Source organism: Actinomycetospora straminea, assembly GCF_028737255.1.
GTDB lineage: Bacteria > Actinomycetota > Actinomycetes > Mycobacteriales > Pseudonocardiaceae > Actinomycetospora > Actinomycetospora straminea.
Genome location: NZ_JAQZAN010000028.1, coordinates 33,816 through 50,890 on the forward strand (window position 1 = coordinate 33,816; position 17,075 = coordinate 50,890).

At 74.1% G+C, this 17,075-nt stretch carries 16 protein-coding genes and 1 pseudogene; 5 read left to right on the forward strand and 12 right to left on the reverse strand.

Annotated elements, in window-relative coordinates:
- The first annotated feature begins 50 nt into the window (after positions 1 to 50).
- Positions 51 to 1,082 (forward strand): 2,5-dihydroxypyridine 5,6-dioxygenase NicX family protein, encoded by a 1,032-nt coding sequence (locus PH190_RS27570; RefSeq protein ID WP_274234740.1) that lies wholly within the window; start codon positions 51 to 53, stop codon positions 1,080 to 1,082.
- Positions 1,079 to 1,861, forward strand: coding sequence for a maleate cis-trans isomerase family protein (locus tag PH190_RS27575; RefSeq protein WP_274234741.1), 783 nt, complete (start codon positions 1,079 to 1,081; stop codon positions 1,859 to 1,861). Before PH190_RS27570 ends, PH190_RS27575 begins: the two co-directional genes overlap by 4 nt.
- Before the next feature lie 65 nt (positions 1,862 to 1,926).
- On the opposite strand, the gene PH190_RS27580 is transcribed toward PH190_RS27575, so the two are convergent.
- The 10 genes from PH190_RS27580 to PH190_RS27625 all read right to left on the reverse strand — a co-directional run bounded on the left by PH190_RS27580 (position 1,927) and on the right by PH190_RS27625 (position 12,240).
- Positions 1,927 to 2,787: an alpha/beta fold hydrolase gene (locus tag PH190_RS27580; RefSeq protein WP_274234742.1), complete on the reverse strand. Its 861-nt coding sequence runs from the start codon at positions 2,785 to 2,787 to the stop codon at positions 1,927 to 1,929.
- Positions 2,784 to 3,440, reverse strand: coding sequence for an isochorismatase family protein (locus PH190_RS27585; protein ID WP_274234743.1), 657 nt, complete (start codon positions 3,438 to 3,440; stop codon positions 2,784 to 2,786). The genes PH190_RS27580 and PH190_RS27585 overlap by 4 nt, the downstream gene beginning before the upstream one ends.
- Positions 3,430 to 4,131, reverse strand: coding sequence for an SRPBCC family protein (locus tag PH190_RS27590; protein ID WP_274234744.1), 702 nt, complete (start codon positions 4,129 to 4,131; stop codon positions 3,430 to 3,432). Before PH190_RS27590 ends, PH190_RS27585 begins: the two co-directional genes overlap by 11 nt.
- Positions 4,128 to 4,613, reverse strand: a complete 486-nt coding sequence (locus PH190_RS27595; protein WP_274234769.1) for a (2Fe-2S)-binding protein — start codon at positions 4,611 to 4,613, stop codon at positions 4,128 to 4,130. Before PH190_RS27595 ends, PH190_RS27590 begins: the two co-directional genes overlap by 4 nt.
- A gap of 8 nt (positions 4,614 to 4,621) precedes the next feature.
- Positions 4,622 to 7,084, reverse strand: coding sequence for a xanthine dehydrogenase family protein molybdopterin-binding subunit (locus PH190_RS27600; RefSeq protein WP_274234745.1), 2,463 nt, complete (start codon positions 7,082 to 7,084; stop codon positions 4,622 to 4,624).
- A complete protein-coding gene (locus PH190_RS27605) occupies positions 7,081 to 7,962 on the reverse strand; it encodes an FAD binding domain-containing protein (protein ID WP_274234746.1) in 882 nt (293 codons plus the stop codon). Before PH190_RS27605 ends, PH190_RS27600 begins: the two co-directional genes overlap by 4 nt.
- A 107-nt stretch (positions 7,963 to 8,069) precedes the next feature.
- Entirely contained in the window at positions 8,070 to 9,482 is a 1,413-nt protein-coding gene (locus PH190_RS27610) for an MFS transporter (protein WP_274234747.1), read from the reverse strand.
- 51 nt (positions 9,483 to 9,533) lie between these two features.
- On the reverse strand, positions 9,534 to 10,802 hold the full coding sequence (locus PH190_RS27615; protein ID WP_274234748.1) for an FAD-dependent monooxygenase: 1,269 nt from the start codon (positions 10,800 to 10,802) through the stop codon (positions 9,534 to 9,536).
- A gap of 151 nt (positions 10,803 to 10,953) precedes the next feature.
- Complete coding sequence (locus PH190_RS27620) at positions 10,954 to 11,412, reverse strand: MarR family winged helix-turn-helix transcriptional regulator (RefSeq protein WP_274234770.1); 459 nt, start codon at positions 11,410 to 11,412, stop codon at positions 10,954 to 10,956.
- Between the two features lie 207 nt (positions 11,413 to 11,619).
- Complete coding sequence (locus PH190_RS27625; protein ID WP_274234749.1) at positions 11,620 to 12,240, reverse strand: TIGR03086 family metal-binding protein; 621 nt, start codon at positions 12,238 to 12,240, stop codon at positions 11,620 to 11,622.
- 89 nt (positions 12,241 to 12,329) lie between these two features.
- Between PH190_RS27625 and PH190_RS27630 the strand changes: the two genes are divergently transcribed.
- Positions 12,330 to 13,292: a helix-turn-helix transcriptional regulator gene (locus tag PH190_RS27630; RefSeq protein ID WP_274234750.1), complete on the forward strand. Its 963-nt coding sequence runs from the start codon at positions 12,330 to 12,332 to the stop codon at positions 13,290 to 13,292.
- Between the two features lie 250 nt (positions 13,293 to 13,542).
- On the opposite strand, the gene PH190_RS27635 is transcribed toward PH190_RS27630, so the two are convergent.
- Positions 13,543 to 13,818, reverse strand: coding sequence for a hypothetical protein (locus tag PH190_RS27635; protein WP_274234751.1), 276 nt, complete (start codon positions 13,816 to 13,818; stop codon positions 13,543 to 13,545).
- 497 nt (positions 13,819 to 14,315) lie between these two features.
- Here PH190_RS27635 and PH190_RS27640 point away from each other — a divergent pair, with 497 nt between their 5' ends.
- Both PH190_RS27640 and PH190_RS27645 read left to right on the forward strand, forming a co-directional pair.
- The gene (locus tag PH190_RS27640) at positions 14,316 to 14,894 is read left to right on the forward strand and encodes a hypothetical protein (RefSeq protein WP_274234752.1); all 579 of its coding nucleotides are present in this window, start codon (positions 14,316 to 14,318) and stop codon (positions 14,892 to 14,894) included.
- Between the two features lie 40 nt (positions 14,895 to 14,934).
- Positions 14,935 to 15,840 (forward strand): annotated as a pseudogene (locus tag PH190_RS27645) (family 43 glycosylhydrolase).
- Here PH190_RS27645 and PH190_RS27650 read toward each other — a convergent pair.
- Complete coding sequence (locus PH190_RS27650; protein ID WP_274234753.1) at positions 15,832 to 17,049, reverse strand: L,D-transpeptidase; 1,218 nt, start codon at positions 17,047 to 17,049, stop codon at positions 15,832 to 15,834. The pseudogene PH190_RS27645 and the gene PH190_RS27650 overlap by 9 nt on opposite strands.
- Positions 17,050 to 17,075: the final 26 nt, after the last annotated feature.

A 17,075-nucleotide genomic window follows, 5' to 3' on the forward strand; every position in this document is an offset into this window, starting at 1 on the left:
TTGCGTGCTCGGATAGTACGTGCTCGGATTGAAGCGGAGGTGGTCGACCGATGGACCAGAACCTGTTCAACGACATCTGCCTGCAGCAGCTGCGGCTCTCCGGCGTGCACGAGGGCGAGACCGTGGCCGTGCTGACCCGCGGGGCCGAGCGCGGGGAGTACGCCGACGCGTTCCTGTGGGCGGCCCAGCAGCTCGGGGCAGCGACCTTCCACCTGCGCCTGCCCCCGCCCGCCAGCGCGTCGGGCGCGTGGGCCGTCGGCGACTCCGGCCTCGGGAACATCCCGCTGGCCGTCGAGGCGCTGAAGTCGGTCGACATGCTCGTCGACTGCACGTTCCTGCTCTTCTCGCCCGAGCAGTTCGCGATCCAGGACGCCGGCACCCGCATCCTCACCGCCGTCGAGCCGCCCGAGCTGCTGGCCCGGCTCATGCCGACGACCGAGCTGCGCGAGCGCGTCGAGTACGGCGCCGACCTGCTGGCCAAGGCGCAGACGATGCGCATCACCAGCCCCGCCGGCACCGACGTCACCTACCGCCTCGGCGTCTACCCGACGATGAGCGAGTACGGCTACACCGACACCCCCGGGCGCTGGGACCACTGGCCCGCCGCGTTCGTGTTCACCGGCGGCGCCGACGACGGGGTCGACGGCCAGATCGTGCTCTCGCCGGGCGACGTGCTGCTGCCGTTCAACACCTACGTGCAGACGCCGGTGACGCTGACGATCGAGCAGGGCTTCATCCGGGACATCCGCGGCGGTCTCGACGCCGAGCTCCTCTCGAGCTACATCACGAGCTTCGACGACCCCCGCGGCTACGGCATGAGCCACGTCGGCTGGGGCCTCGACGAGCGCGCCCACTGGCACGGGCTGACCCAGTTCCCGGGCGGCATGGGCATGGAGCTGCGCAGCTTCTACGGCAACGTCATGTTCTCGATCGGCCCGAACAACGAGCTCGGGGGCCCGAACGACACCCCGTGCCACTTCGACATCCCGATGCGCGGCAACTCGCTCTACCTGGACGACGAGCTCGTCGTCGACCAGGGTGAGCTGACCATCCCCGAGATGAAGCCGGTGGCGACGCGGTGACCGATCACCACATCGGGATGATCGTCCCGAGTTCCAACCTGACGATGGAGACCGAGCTCCCGCGCATGCTCGCCGCGCGGGAGCGGGTGCTGCCCGACGACCGGTTCGTCTTCCACGCGGCCCGGGCGCGCATGCAGCACGTGACGCCCGAGCAGCTCAAGGCCATGAACGAGCAGGCGGCCCGCGCGGCCACCGAGCTCGCCGACGCCCGCCCGGACGTCGTCGCCACCGCCTGCCTCGTCGCGATCATGGCCCAGGGCCCCGGGTTCCACTGCACCGCCGAGGACGACATCACCGCCGCGCTGCGGGCCGAGGGCTCGTCGGCCCCGGTCGTCTCGAGCGCGGGCGCCCTGCTCTCGGGCATCGCGGCGCTGGGGGCGAAGCGCGTCGCCATCGTGACGCCGTACATGGAGCCGCTGACCCAGGCCGTCGTGGCGTACCTGGAGGACGCGGGCGTCGAGGTCGTCGACTCCCTGTCGCTGCAGGTGCCCGACAACCTCGCCGTCGCCCGGCTCGATCCGCAGGACCTGCGGGAGCACCACAAGAAGGTCGACGTGAGCGGCGCCGACGCCCTCGTGCTCTCGGCGTGCGTGCAGATGCCCTCGCTGCCGGTGCTCGAGGCCGTGCAGGACGAGGTCGGCCTGCCGGTGCTGTCCGCGGCCACGGCGACGACCTTCCGCATCCTGTCCGAGGTGGGCCTCGAGACGCGCGTGCCCGACGCCGGCGCGCTGCTCGACGGCACGCACGCCGACCCGGGAGCGCTCACCCGCGTGGCCTGACGCCGTGCCCGGTCGTGACCGGAGGGCCCCTTCGCTCGCATCGATCGAGCGAAGGGGCCCTTCGCTCAGACCAGGGAGCGAAGGGCCTCGCGCGTGGCCTCGAGCGCGGCGGCGGGGTCGTCCCAGAACACCATGTGCCCCGTGCCCGGGACGTCGACCACCGAGGCCTCCGGGTTGGCCTTCGCGGCCTCCTCGGCGCCGGCCGCGGTGACGACGGGGCTGTCGCCGCCGTGGATGAGCACCGTCGGGGCGGGCACCGAGGGCCAGATCGCGAAGAAGTCCTCGGACTCGAAGCCCGCGTGGGTCGCGACGATCGCGTCGCGCGAGATCGACCCCATCCACCGGGCGCGCAGCTCCTGCTCGCGCCGGGGCCAGCGGGGCCAGGACGCGGCGACGTCGTCGGCGGTCGCGCCCGCACGGGCCTGGTCGAGCTGGCCGAGGAACGTCTCGAGCGTGGTCGGGTAGGGCCCGCGCCCGGGCCCGCTCATGGGCGGGTCGACGAGGACCGAGCCGCGCGCGTCGATCCGCCCGGCGGCGGCGGTGGCCGCGACGATGCGCGCGCCCATCGAGTGCCCGAGCAGGATCGGGCGCTCCAGGCGCAGCCCGCGCACGACGGCCTCGACGTCGCGGGCGTAGGTGTCGAGGTCGTAGGCGTCGCCGTTGTCCGACAGGCCGCGGCCGCGGACGTCGAGGACGACCGGACGGACGAGGTCGGTCAGCCCGCGCACGACGAAGTCCATGCTGATCGCCGGGCTCGTGATGCCCGGGACGACGACGAGCGGCGGGCGACCCTCGGGGCCGTAGTCGAGCAGGTGCAGCAGCGGGCCGCGCGAGCGCACCCAGCGGCTGTCGGCCGGGACCTCGCCGAGGTCGGCGAGCGCCGGCTGGGACAGGACGCGGCGGTCCGCGGGCTCGGGCTGTGTCACGTGTCGGCCTTCCGGAAGGGGTCGTCGAGGTAGGACACGGCGTCGTCGAGGGCGACGACGTCGGCGTACTTCGCCTGCAGGTCGAACAGTGCCGCGTCGTGCGGGGCGCGGGCACGGTCGCCGCAGGCGTCGGCGACGACGAGGGTGTCGAAGCCGGACTGGACGGCGTCCACCGCGCTCGCCCGCACGCAGCCCGAGGTCGTGGCGCCGCAGATCACGGCCGTGTCGACGTGCAGGCCGGTGAGGAGGGACGCCAGCGCCGAGCCGTGGAAGGCCGAGGCGCCCTTCTTGACGACCACCGGATCGTGCTCCCGGCGGTCGAGGCGCGGGTCGAGGGCGACGGCCTCGCTGCCCTCGCGCAGGGTGCGCATGCCCGGGGCCTTGCGCAGCCAGGCGATGGCGTCGCCGTCGGCCTCGGCGGGGGTGTAGCTGATGACGGTCCAGACCACCGGCGCGCCGCCGCGGCGGGCGGCCTCGACGAGGCGGTTGGTCGCCGCGACCTCGACGGTCAGGTCCGAGCCCGACGGGAACGCGGCCTCGGTGAAGCCGCGGGTGAGGTCGACGACGACCAGCGCCGGGCGCGGCCCGCGGGGCACGGCGGCGCCGAAGCCGGCGCGGGCGTAGACGGCGTCGACGTGGTGCTCACCGGCCACGGCGCAGCTCCCTGATGAGGTCCTTCTGGCCGCGCAGGCGCCCGAGCAGGTAGCCCTGGAACACGCCGACCGCGGCGACGCCCGCCAGCGCGGCCCAGCGGCCGGCGTTCGGGGGCAGGAGCATCGCCAGGCCGTCGAGCGCCTCGCCGCTGTCGGGGGTGGCGGGTGCGGGCGAGGTGGGGGATTTCCTGCTGTCTGACGCCGGCGTGGACGCCACGCTGGCATCCCCGGGTGCCGGCGCGGCGTCGGTGGACGCGAGCTCGGCGGCGAGGTTGCGGGCGAACTGGTCGAGCAGGCGGCCGGAGACCGTCGTGATCGCGCCCTTGCCGAACTGCGCGATCTTGCCCCGGATGAGCAGGTCGGTGTGCAGGTCGAGGGTCGAGCCGCCGGCGGCCTCGGCCACCGACAGCACGACGTCGGCCTCCGCGTCGCCGGCGCCGTGGGCGTCCGACGCCCGGGCGGACATGCGCAGCGTGCGCTCCTCGGGCACGACCTCGGTGAACCGCAGCGTCCCCGCGTAGGCGGCGCTGATCGGGCCGACCTTGACCTTCACGCGGCCCTTGTACGCCTCGCCGTCGCGGCCCTCGAGCGTCGCGCCCGGCAGGCACCCGGCGACCCGCTCGACGTCGTTGAGCAACGAGAACACCGCGTCCGGCGCGGCCGGCACGTCGAGGTGGTTGTCCAGGATCACGCGTTCGTCCCCCGTCGTGAGCAGGCCGTCGCGTGGACCGCGTCGACGATGGTCTGGTAGCCGGTGCAACGGCACAGGTTCGCCGAGAGCGCCTCGCGGATGTCCTCGCGCGACGCGTCGGGCTGCTCGGCCAGCACGCCCTCGGCGAGCATGAGGAAGCCGGGCGTGCAGAAGCCGCACTGCAGGGCGTGGTGGTCGCCGAACGCCTGCTGCAGGTCCGAGAGCTCCCCGTCCCGGGCGAGCGACTCGACCGTGCGGACGTCGGCGCCCTCGGCCTGCACCGCGAACACGAGGCACGCGCGCGCCGGGGCGCCATCGATCAGCACGGTGCACGCCCCGCACACCCCGTGCTCGCAGCCGACGTGGGTGCCGGTGAGGCGCAGGTCGTGGCGCAGGACGTCGGCGAGCGTGCGCCGCGGTTCGACGACGACCTCGTGCTCGGCGTCGTTGACCGAGAGCGTCAGCAGGTGCGGGTCGTTCACGGGGTGGCTCACGAGGTGCCCTCCAGCGCGTCCAGGACCGTCCCGGGGTGGATCGGGGTGGTGTCGAGCTCGACGCCGGTGTGGCGCAGGGCGTCGTTGACGGCGTTGAGCACCGCCGCGGGCGCGCCGATCGTGCCGCCCTCGCCGGCGCCCTTCGCGCCGTTGGCGGTGAACGCGCACGGCGTCTCCAGGTGCGCGATCGAGACGTCGGGGATCTCGGTGGCGGTGGGCACCAGGTAGTCGATGAACGACGCGGCCGACGGCTCGCCCTGCGCGTCGTAGGTGACCTCCTCGAACAGCGCCCCCGCGATGCCCTGCGCGATGCCACCGCGGCACTGCCCCTCGACGACCTGCGGGTGGACGACGACCCCGCAGTCCTCGACGCAGACGTAGCGTAGGATGCGCACCTGCCCGGTGCCCGGGTCGGCCTCGACGACCACGGCGTGCGTGGCGTTCGAGAAGGTGCCGTCGCCGGGGACGTCGAAGCTCGCGGTGGCCGTCAGCGTCGGGTCGACGTCCTTGGGCAGCAGGTGCGCGCGCAGGTGGGCGACGTCGGCGATGTCGGCGAACGGCAGGCGCCGCGACGGGTCGTCGAGCTGGACCACGCCGCCGTCACCGTCGAGCGCGACGTTCTCCGGACGCGTCTCGAGCAGGTGCGCGGCGATGCGGCAGAGCAGCTCGCCGAGCCGCTCGGAGGCCAGCGCGACCGCGGAGCCGCCGATCGTCACCGACCGGGACGCGAACGTGCCCCACCCGTAGGAGATGCGCTCGGTGTCGCCCTGGCGCAGCTTGACGTGCTCGGGGTCGAGGCCCAGCCGGTCGGCGACGATCTGCGCGAACGTCGTCTCGTGCGACTGCCCGTGGTTCATCGTGCCGCTGGTGACGACGACCGAGCCGGTGGTGTCCATGCGGATCTCGGAGATGTCGAACCCGGGGACCACGGTCATCTTCCGCTTCGCGAACGCCTCGGAGCCGTAGCCGGTGCGCTCGGAGAAGCAGCAGAAGCCGATGCCCAGGTGCCGGCCGCCGTCCTGTCGGCCCCGCTCCCGCGCCTCGTACCAGCCCTCCTCGCGGATCGTGGCCTCGGCGAGGTCGAGCGACTCGCGGTAGGTGCCCGGGTCGTAGGTGACGCCGTTGATCCCCGTGTACGGGAACTCGGTGATGACGTTGCGCCGCCGCACCTCGACCGGGTCCAGGTCGAGCGCGCGGGCGGCGCGCTCCATGACGCGCTCGATCGCCATCACGTACTGCGGGCGGCTGACCCCGCGGTAGGGCGCGGTCGGGGCCTTGGTGCTGGTGATCGCGCGCCCGCGCACCCGGTAGGCGGGCACCCGGTACACGCTGGGCATCTCCGCCGAGGCCATGAGCGGCTCGATGCCGGCGGTGAAGGGGTAGCAGGAGTAGGCGCCCATGTCGCAGACGACGTCGACGTCGAGCGCGGTGATGTGCCCGTCGGCGTCGAACGCCGCGCGCGTGCGGTAGGTCTGCTCGCGGGCGAGGAAGCCCGCCGTCAGCGCCTCGCGACGGTCCTCGATCCACTTCACGGGACGGTCGAGCCGCCGTGCGGCCGCGGCCACCGCGATCTCCTCGCGGCCCACGACGCACTTCTGCCCGAAGCCGCCGCCCATGTCGGGGACGGTGACGCGCACCGTGCGCTCGGGGATCCCGAGCGAGCGGGCGAGCACCGTGCGGACCTGGTGCGGGACCTGGGTGCAGGTCTGCACGAGCAGCTGGTCGTCGCGCGCGTCCCAGGCCGCCACCGCGCCCCGGGTCTCCAGCGGCAGCGCGTTCTGCCGGCCGCTGCGCGTCGTCACCTCGACCGTGACGTCCGCGTCGGCGAACGCCTCGTCGACTCCCGGGGTGTCGAACATCGACACGTCGAGCAGGACGTTGTCCGGGGCCTCCTCGTGCACCACCGCCGCCCCCGCGGCGAGCGCGCCCTCGGCGGACGTGACGGCGTCGAGCACGTCGTAGGACACCTGCGCGGCCTCGATCCCGTCCTCCACCGCGTACGGGTCGGACGCGACGACCAGCGCCAGCGGCTCGCCGACGAACCGGACCTTGCTCCTCGCGAGCACCGGCATCGCGGTCGGCGTGAACTCCTCGGCCGGGCGGTCGAGGATCGCGACGATGTCGCCGAGGGCGAGGTCGGCGGCGTCGAACGCGGCGACGACGCCGGGCACCGCGCGGGTGGCGGAGAGGTCGAGGGCGGTGAGGTGGGCGTGCGCGACGGTCGCGCGCACGAAGCCCGCGTGCAGCATCCCGGGCAGCGCGATGTCGTCGACGAAGCGGCCGCGGCCGGTGAGCAGGCGCGGGTCCTCGCGCCGCGGCACCGACGCGCCCACCCACCGACCCCGGCGCCCGTCGAAGCGCGGCTCGTCGGGGGAGTGCTCGTGACCGCCGTGGACCGGACGGTCGGGGTCGGCGGCCTCGTGGGGAACGCTGTGGTCGGGGAGGTCGGTGGTGGTCATCGCTGCGGTTCCCTCGCGGCCTGCCGGCAGGCGTCCGCGACGAGGGTGCGGGTGAGCCGGCGGCGGTAGGTGGCGGTGGTCTGCGGGTCGTCCGGCGGGTCGATGGCCGTGGCGGCGGCGTCCGCGACCGCCGCGACCAGCGCGTCGTCCCCGGCGTCGCCGCCGGCCGCCAGCACCGCCTCGGCCTCGGGCACCCGCACCGGGGCGGGGGCCACGCCGCCGAGGACGACGCGGCCACCGGTCACGCGGTCGCCGTCGAGGTCCAGGGCGACCGCGGCGTCGACGATCGCGAAGTCGCCGTGGCGGCGGGCGAACTCCGTGAGCGCCGCGTGCGGGGCGGGCCGGGTGAAGCGGACCTCGACGACGACCTCGTCGGGCTCGACGGCGGTGGCGTAGAAGCCGTGGAAGAGCTCGTCGGCGGGGATCTCGCGACGCCCGCCTGGGCCCTCGGCGACGACGACCGCGTCGAGCAGCAGCGCGAGCAGGCACCACTCGGCGGTGGCGTCGCCGTGCACGAGGCTGCCGGCGACGGTGCCGCGGCTGCGGATGGGCAGGTGCCCGACCCAGCGCATCGCGCGGGCGAGGACGGCAAAGCCCGCGGGCAGGGTCGCGGTCTCGACGGCGTGGTGGGTGACCAGCGCGCCGAGAGTGAGCGCACCGGCCTCCTCGCGGATCGCCGTCATCGCCGGCACCCGGCGCAGCGGGCCGAGGTCGACCAGCGCCGAGGGCCGGGCGAGGCGGAAGGTCATCATCGGCATGAGGCTCTGCCCGCCGGCGATGATCTTCGGGTCCTCGCCCGCGGCGGCGAGGTCGGTGAGCAGGCCGACGGCGTCCGCGACGTCGTGCGCGCGGTGGTAGGTGAACGCGGCGGGCTTCACGGCCCGGCGCCTCCTCTCGAGAGCGGCCGGCTGGCTGGTGCGGAATCCGGCGACGGGCGCCCCTCGCCCGCCGGGGCGAGCGAGGGGGCCCGTCGCTCGGGACGACCTCAGGCGCGGGTGCGCTCGGTGTCGGTCGGGGTGTTCGCGTCGAGCGGGGCGCCGGGCACGTCGGTGGTGATCCGGTCGAGCTCGCGGCCCGCGGTCTCCGGCGCGCCGACCCACATGAAGACCACCGCGGCGAGGACGAGCACCCCGAGCAGCGTGAACGTCAGCGGCAGGCCGAGCACCGGCCAGAGCACGCTGCCGAACAGCAGCGGGGCGAAGCCGGTGACCGCGCGGCTCGACGACGACGCCCAGCCGAAGCCCGAGGCGCGCAGCTCGGTGGGGTAGAGCTCCGAGACGTAGGCGTACATGACCGGGATGACCACCAGCGCGAACAGCCCGAACGCGCCGATGGCGACGACCGCGAGGGTCGGCGTGCCGAGCAGCAGCGAGAACGCGACGAGCGTGGCGGCGGCGATCGGGCCCGCCAGCGCGATGACCTTCTTGCGGCCCCAGCGGTCGACCACGAGCACCGAGAGCGCGACACCGACGATGCCGAGCGCGTTCATCAGCGTCGTGGACGCGAACGCGGCGATCTCGCCGAAGCCCTCGGCGCGCAGGATCGAGGGCATCCAGCTCAGGGCGGCGTAGTAGACGAGCATGACGGCGATGAACAGCGACCACGCGACAGCGGTGATGCGCGGGTTGAACGCCCAGACGCGGCGCAGCTGGTCGACCGCGGCGGCCCAGGCGCCGCCCCGCTTGTCCTCGGCGACGGGCTCGGGGATGGCGTAGGGCTCGGGGGTCGCACCGGTGCGGGCCACCATGTCGTCGATGACGGCGCGGGCCTCGTCCTCGCGGCCCATGCGCGACAGGTAGAGCGGCGACTCCGGCACCCCGCGGCGCACCCAGAACAGCAGCAGCGCCGGCAGGATCATCAGCACGAGCATCCAGCGCCAGTTGCCGTCGACGGGCACGAGCAGCGTCGCCGAGACGCCGGCGAGCGTGGCGCCGATCGGCCACCAGCCGTCCATGGCGGCGAGCACCCGGCCGCGCTGCTTCTTCGGCGAGAACTCGCTGACGATCGCGTAGTCGACCGGGATGCAGCCGCCGAGGCCGACACCGGCGAGGAAGCGCAGCAGCAGGAACATCTCGATGTTCGGCGAGAGCGCGCCGAGCACCGAGAACAGGGCGAAGACCAGCAAGGTGATGCTGAAGGCCTTCTTGCGCCCGATGCGGTCGGCCACCGTGCCCCAGGCGACGGCGCCGACCGCCATGCCGATGAGGTTGGCCGTCGCGACCAGGCCCTTCTGCCCCGGCGTCAGCCCGAACTCGGTGCCGACCAGCGGGGTGAGGAACCCGTTGAGGGCGACGTCCCAGGCGTCGAACATGTAGCCGAGGCCGCCGATGAGGAAGATCTTGCCTTGGACGCCCCAGCGCCAGGGCAGGTCCTGGACGATCTGGTCTCCGGTGCGCATCTGCGTTCGCTCCCGTCGCGGAGGGGGTGGGGGGTTCGGTCGGTCCGCGCGTCAGCGGGCGAACTGGTAGTGGATGGACTCGGTGTCGTGGTCCTGCAGCGGGCTGCCGTGCCACAACCAGTCGTAGGAGACGTCGGATTCCCCGTCGAACCGGCGCAGCTTCTCGTCGCGCTCGCGCTGCTCGGGGCCGTCGGGCAGGTGGTAGAAGGCCATGTTCTGCAGCGACGCGTCCTGCACCATCCCGGCGTGCTTGGCCCGCCGGTCGACGTAGCGCACGAGCGCGCCGTCGATGCCCTCGCGCGTCACCCGACCGAGCTCCTCGGCGAGCACCGCGGCGTCCTCCATCGACTGCGAGGCGCCCTGGGCCTGGTAGGGGAGCATGGCGTGGCACGCGTCGCCGAGCAGGGCGACCCGGCCGTCGACCCACACGGGGTCGCGCCGCCGGCGGTACATCGCCCAGAGCGAGACGTCCTCGGGCTTGGCCTTCGACAGCATCGCGGGCACGCGGTCGTCCCAGTCGCCGAAGTCCGCGGCCAGCCGCTCGGGGGTCGCGGGCTCGCTCCAGTCGTCGGCGATGGTCTCCGAGCACGGCACGATCGCGACGACGTTGAGGTACTGCCCGCCGCGGATGACGTAGTGCACGAGGTGCTTGTCCGGGCCGTACCAGATCGTCGAGTGGTAGCGGTCCACGAGGAAGCGCGTCGCCGGGTCGGCGGCGATCAGCTCGCCGGGGATCAGCGCGCGGTAGGCCATCTCGCCGGAGAAGACGAGGGTGTCCTCGAAGCCGGCGAGGTCACGGACGGCCGAGCGGATGCCGTCGGCACCGACGAGGACGTCGCCGGCGAAGCGGCGGCCGTCCTCGGCGACCGCGACGGGGCGCAGCGGGTCGGTGCGGTCGAGCTCGACGACCTTGGCACCGGTCGCGAGCTGGACGGCCGGCCCGGGCACGTCGGGGTCGACGCAGGCGTCGAGCAGGACCCGGTGCAGGTCGGCGCGGTGGTAGTGCCAGTACGGGGCGCCGTACTGGTCGATCACCCGCTGACCCAGCGGCAGCTGCGCGATGATGCTGCCGTCGGCCCAGCGGCGCCGGACCTGGTCCTCGGGCTGGGTGCGGATCGCCTCGAGCTGGGCGCGCAGCCCGAGCCCGATGAGGATGCGGCTCGCGTTCGGGGCGGTCTGGATGCCGGCCCCGATCTCGCCGAGCTCCGGGGCGGCCTCGACGACGGTGACCCGCAGGCCGCGCTGGCGCAGCGAGAGCGCCGCGCAGAGCCCGCCCAGACCCCCGCCGACGATGGTGACCTCGAACGACTGGCTCGCCATGGTGCCGTTCCTCCGATGTGGTGCTCGCGTCCGGCTGCGTTCAATCCGAGCACGTACTATCCGGGGACGCAATACCCTGGCGGGTCCCGAGACGTGGCCGTAACAGATCGACGGGTCCCTGGAGATCCCGTCGGCGAGCCCGTCGGGGAGGTCAGAGCTCGGTGCGCTCCGCGACCTGCTCCCAGTGCGCGCCCAGGTCGTTGAACAGCGACGCGAGGTGCGGACGCTGCTCCGGCGGGCAGCCCGCGAGCAGGGCGTCGTCGAGCGCGCGGGCGCGGCGGAACGTCTCCGCGAGCGCGGCGGCGCCGTCGTCGGTGAGCGTCAGGACCTTCGCCCGCGCGTCGTGCGGCGAGGCCGTCCGCGTGATGAGACCGCGGCGCTCCATGCGCCGGCAGACGTCGGCCATCGTCGAGGTGTCGAGCGCGACCGCCCCGGCCAGCGCGGTCTGGTCGGCGTCGGGGTAGGCGCGGATCGCCGAGAGCACGGCGAACTGGGGGCCGGTGAGCACGCCGTCGACGTGGCGGTTCCACGCGGCGAGGTAGGCCTGGTAGAGGCGGCGCGCGCCGTAGCCCGGGGCGGCGACGAGGTCCGCGGGCGGCGCGAGGCTCACGCGCTGCCGGGCGGCGCCGCGGGACTCGCGCTCGGTCCCGTCGTGCCCGTTCTCTGCGGGTGCCGACCTCGCCGTCACCGGCCCACCTCGCCCCTCGGTGCCGGCCCGGGCACGTGAGGACTGCCGGGTCGACGGTCCCCCGGGCCCCGCCCGTCGCTCCCGCCCCAGATAGTACGTGTCCGGAACGGCGGGCGGGGGTCGGCGACGTCACCGTTCGGCGAGGCTCCCGTCCGTGGCGAACGCCGGGTCCCGGCCAAGCCAGCCGACGAGGCGGGTGTACGGGTCGGCGTCGGGCGCGGTGGGGACGGGCGGGTCGAAGGGGATCGGGCCGCCGCGGGGCTCGGCGGGCAGCACCCGGTGGGCGGTCTCCTCGACGGCCTCGGCGAGGGCCGGGTCGAGGCCGGCGGTGCGGCCCGTGGCGACGGCGAGGTCCCACGCGTGGACGGTGAGCTCCTGGACGTAGCCGAAGCCGACGAACCGGCCGGGCATGGTGCCCCACGGCACCGTCAGCACGCGGTCGAGGACGGCGTCGTCGAGGAACCACACACGGTCGATGTCGGCGCGCGCGGTGGCGATCTCGGCGGCGTGCGTGCCGGCCGCGACCGCGGGCACGGCGTCGACGTCGGCGAAGTGCCCGCCGGCGCCGACGTGCGCGACGCGGCGGTGCACGCCGACGAGGTGGCCGAGCAGGGCCCGGACGTCCCAGTCGGTGCACGGCGTCGGGCGGTCGAGGGCGTCGGCGGGGGTGTCGGCGGGGGTGTCGGCGACGAGCGCGCCGACCTGGTCGAGGGCGGTGCGCAGCAGGGGACGGGGGTCGGGAGCGGTCATCGGGTGCCTCCTGGCGTCGGGGTGTGCGGAGGATCGTGCGCCCCGATACCGGACACGTGACGTCCTGTTTTCCTGACATCCTCGACGGCGTGCGCTCGGACCGTCTGCTCGCGACGTTGCTGCTCCTGCAGACCCACGGCCGGCTGCCCGCGCCGGAGATCGCGCGGCGCCTCGAGGTCTCCACGCGCACCGTGCGCCGCGACGTCGACGCCCTCTCCTCGGCCGGCGTGCCGGTGTACTGCGAGCGGGGGCGCCGCGGCGGGGTGGCGCTGCTCGAGGGCTACCGCACCGACGTCACCGGGATGACCGACGACGAGCTGCGCGCGCTCGTCGCGCTCGGGTCGTCGGACGGCGCGCTCGGCCCGGCGCTGGCCTCCGCGACGCGCAAGCTGGTGGCGGCGCTGCCCGCCGCGCGCCGCGAGGGTGTCGACCGGGCCCGGCGGCGCCTGCTCGTCGAGCACCAGGGCTGGCGGCACGAGCCCGAGGACCTGCCGGCCCTGCCCGCGCTCGACGCCGCGCTGGTCGCCGACGAGCGCGTCCGCCTGCACTACGCGACGGGCGACGCCGCCGTCGCCACCTGGCGCACCGTCGACCCGTACGGCCTGGTCAGCAAGGGCGGCACCTGGTACCTCGTCGCCGCGCACCGGGGGCGGCCGAAGATGTACCGGGTCAGCCGGGTCCGCGACGTCGCCCGCACCGGCACCCCCGCCCGCCGTCCCGACGACCGCGACCTCGCCGAGGTGTGGGCCGAGCTGCGCGACCGCCTGCAGGAACCCACCGAGGAGGTCTGGGTCCGGGTGCTTGCCGACCCGGCGTGGGCGCCGACCCTGCGCCGCGTCGCCCTCGCCGTGCTCGCGGGCCCGTGGCGCCAGGAGGGCACCGCCTCCGACGGCCGGGAGGTCCTCGTCGCCCCGTTCCGGTCGGTCCTGGCCGCGCGGGCGGGCCTGCTCGGCTACGGCGACGCGGTCGAGGTGCTCGAGCCCGCGAGCCTGCGGGTGGAGATGGCCGAGGCGGCGGCGCGCGTGGTGGAGCTGTATTCATCGGAAAGGTGAGGAATTTACTCGATCACCGGTCCGCGACGGGCGGAGATGGCCAACCCGTCGTCGAATCGACGGTGAATCCGGATTCGTCGTCGATCGTGCTCCGATGACGAAGTAGATATCCGGTCGCGGTGTACGTCCTATCGGGGACGCGGACCGGAAAAAAGGGAAGGGGGGGTCGTCCGGATCGGCCACGCGCGACGAACACGACGAGCCGGGCGGAGGCCCGGGGCGACCGCCCGGCTCGTCGATCAGACGTCGGTCACGGGTTGCAGGGGCGGCCCTGTGAGGATTCCGGGTTGCAGGAGCTCGTGTCCTCCAGGTCCTGCTGCTCCTCCGGGCTCTTGTTCCTGGTGTTCCCCTGGGTCTCGGTGCTGGTCGTGGTGCCCACCCCGGCCTGGTTGTTCCCCGGACCCTCGAAGGTCGTGCACGTGACCGTCCCCTGGTCCCTGGTGCAGTTGTCCGGCAGCGGGGCGGCGTTCGCCACACCCATCCCGCTGAACACCAGGGCCACCGTCGCGAGAACAGCGAAGATCATTCTACGGATCACGGGATGTCCCCCTTCTGTGCGTCGGCGACGTCGCCGATCAATTCAGATGCCCCGGTCACGCCGCCCCTTTGCAGATGCTTCGCCAGAGTGGCGAGGCCGAATATCCGGGTCAACACCATGACGGCAGATTGGAATCGTTCTATTCGGCCTCCACCTCTCCCGTGACACGGGGAGCGACAACGATCTCGTCGACGGGTCGATGTCGGATCGCGACCGAATGTTTTCCTCCGTGCGCCGAAGGGAGCACGAGCCCCGAGAGTGCGCGACGGCTGACCCGTCCGGAACGAGTAACTGCCGCAGGCCGGTCGGAGGCGGATCAGGGTGACCGAGCCCCATGGAGCGGAGAGCATCGGCGACGCTGTGTGCTCGCGGCGGGACCCTCGAGGTCGTCGACCTCCGGAGAGGGCCGGGGACCGGAGAGGTGACCCGCGACTCGACCGATCACTCCTGCCGGACCCGGTCGCGCCCGATTAGGGTCACGCGCCATGACGACGGTGTTGGTGACCGGTGGCGGCGAGCGACTGGCGGAGGTGGCCGAGGCCATCCGCGCGACGGGGGCAGAGACCACGGTGGTCGACACCCTCGACCGCCTCGGCGAGGCGGTGCGCGGGACGACCTTCGACGCCTACGTGCAGCTGCCGGTGGCCATGACGCCGCGGAGCGGCAGCCTCGTGTCGCGCGTCGAGCAGTTCCTCTCCGAGGGCCTGCTGTCCCGCTTCCGCGCGGCGGAGACCGTGCTGCCCGTGCTGTCGGACTCGGCGACCGTGATCCTCGTCGGCGGGCAGACCAACGTCGACACGGACGCCCCGGACGACCAGGAGGCGCGCACCGCCCTGATGCGGGTGCTCGCCCACGCCCTGCGTGCCGAGCGGGCGCCCGGCCACCTGCGGGTGCGCACCGCGGGCCCGGGCTGGAGCGGCGCCGACATCGCCGCGGCGCTGTCCGGGGGCGCGCCGGGCGGGGACGGCGGCGCGACCGAGCAGGGCGGCGACCGCCAGGCGATCGGCAAGGCCTACGCCGACTGGCGCGCCGAGGTGCTGGGCCTCGCCCGCGTGGAGTTCTGAGGCCCGACGCTGTCGGGGCCCGGTCGTAGCGTGCGCCGGCATGGGCGAGTCACCGGTCCCCGACGGCAACCCGATCATCCGGTCGGTCGACACGTCCGACCCGGCGGTCCTCGTCCACGACGGGGTCGCCTACCTCTACACCGGGCACGACGAGGCGCCGGAGGACGCGGCGCGCTACGTCATGCGCGACTGGCTGTGCTTCTCGTCGACCGACCTGCGGACGTGGACCCCGCACGGCCCGCTGCTGCGCGTCGAGGACTTCGCGTGGGCCCGTGACGGGGCGAAGGCGGGTTGCGTCGTCGAGCGGCACGGCCGCTTCTGGTGGTACGTCGCGACCAACCACGCGACGGTGCCGGGCGGGGCGATCGGGGTGGCCGTCGCCGATCACCCCACCGGTCCGTTCCGCGACGCGCTCGGGCAGGCGCTGGTCACCGACGACATCCCCGACGGCCGGGTCCCCGACGGGCCGGACCACACCAACGACCCGTGGGTGCACGTCCACGACGGGCAGGCCCGGCTGTGATGGGGCAAGCACCGCTGCTTCTCCGCGCCGCTCGACGACACCATGACCGCCCTGGCCGGCCCCGTCACCGAGATCGACCTGCCCGACTTCGAGGAGGGCGTGCACGTCCACGAGCGAGAGGGCTGGTTCTACCTCTGCTACGGCCACGGCTACCCGCAGCGCGTCGCCTGGGCCCGCAGCCGCCGGCCCGACGGCCCGTGGACGGTCGAGGGGATCGTCAACGAGCTCGCGGGCAACTGCGCGACCAACCGCCCGTGTCCCGTGGCGTTCGGGGGACAGTGGTGGTTCTTCTACCACAACGGCGGGCTGCCGGGCGGGGGCAGTCGACGTCGCTCGGTGTGCGTCGACCGCCTCCACCACGACGCCGACGGGCGCCTCGCGCGGGTCCGGATGACGAGCGAGGGGCCGCTCGCGTCAGGCTGACGCGAGCGCCGAGCCCCGCCGGTACTCGTCCCACGGGATCGTCCAGTCCGCGATGTCGCCGTCGCGGGTGGTCAGCGGGCGGCTCGAGCCGACGATCTCCACCGGGTCGCCCATCTGCACCCAGTTGTAGAAGAACTCGCCGTTGGCGGGCGAGAGGTTCACGCAGCCGTGCGAGACGTTGCGCCGGCCCTGCGCGCTCACCGAGTCCGGGTTGACGTGCACGAACTCGCCGTTGTTGGAGATGCGCACGGCAAGCGGCAGGTTCTGGTCGTAGAACCCGGGCTGGCCCTCGGCGGGCCCGCCCCACGTGTCCGAGCGCATCCGCTTGATCTCGTGCTTCTCGAATGCGACGTGGATGCCGTACTGCGTCGGGTAGATGTCGCGGCCGTACGACGCCGGGAGGCTGCGCAGCTCCTGGCCGTCCTGGTAGAGCACCAGCGTGTGCTGGTTGACGTCCCCGCGGGCGCGCTGGTCGCGGCCGACGGTGAACGAGAACGACCGGTCCTCCTCGCCCCAGACGCCCCCGCCGCTGTCGACGCCGTGCAGGCGCGCGGCCACGGTGACCTGCGTGCCGGGGCGCCAGTACTCCTTCGGGCGCCAGTTGAGCTGCTCGTCGGACATCCACCGGAACGAGCCCTCGGTGGGCACCGAGGTCTGCACCGACACGCGGCGCTCCACCGCGGCCCGGTCGGTGACCGGCGTCTCGAAGGTGATCGAGACGGGCATCGCGACGCCCACGGTCTGCCCGTCGGTGGGCCGGATGCTCGCGATCTCGAGGGTCTCCTCGGGGGCGACCGTGCGGAAGGTCTGCTCGAGCGGGGCGCCCGGGCGGCCCTGCCCGTCGACGCCCGCGGCCGACACGCGGTACTCCGTGCCGTAGGCGAGCTGCGGGCTCGTCCAGCGGGTGCCCGACGGGTCGAGGGTGCCCTGCACCGGGGCTGCGCCGGTGGGCGTCACGGTGACCGAGGTCAGGCGACCACCCGCGGCGGACACGACGAGGGGCTCGGCGGGCGCGACGTCGACCGCGCCCGGGGCGATCGAGGCGGTCAGGGCCACCGGCGGCACGGGCGGCGGGGGCGCGACCGTGCCCGCGCAGCCGGCCAGCAGGGCCACCACCGCGAGCAGCACCACGAGCGGGCCCATCGTCGCCCGTCCGGGCCCGGCACCCCGCCCCACGCGGTCGCGCCGGCTGCACTGCGTCCTCGCCACGCCGTCCCCCTTGTCCCGATCCGGGG

Coding starts and splice junctions, on each gene's coding strand:
- PH190_RS27570 (WP_274234740.1), top strand. CDS start 51: ATGGACCAGAACCTGTTCAACGACATCTGCCTGCAGCAGCTGCGGCTC.
- PH190_RS27600 (WP_274234745.1), bottom strand. CDS start 7,084: ATGACCACCACCGACCTCCCCGACCACAGCGTTCCCCACGAGGCCGCC.
- PH190_RS27610 (WP_274234747.1), bottom strand. CDS start 9,482: ATGCGCACCGGAGACCAGATCGTCCAGGACCTGCCCTGGCGCTGGGGC.
- PH190_RS27615 (WP_274234748.1), bottom strand. CDS start 10,802: ATGGCGAGCCAGTCGTTCGAGGTCACCATCGTCGGCGGGGGTCTGGGC.
- PH190_RS27625 (WP_274234749.1), bottom strand. CDS start 12,240: ATGACCGCTCCCGACCCCCGTCCCCTGCTGCGCACCGCCCTCGACCAG.
- PH190_RS27635 (WP_274234751.1), bottom strand. CDS start 13,818: ATGATCTTCGCTGTTCTCGCGACGGTGGCCCTGGTGTTCAGCGGGATG.
- PH190_RS27640 (WP_274234752.1), top strand. CDS start 14,316: ATGACGACGGTGTTGGTGACCGGTGGCGGCGAGCGACTGGCGGAGGTG.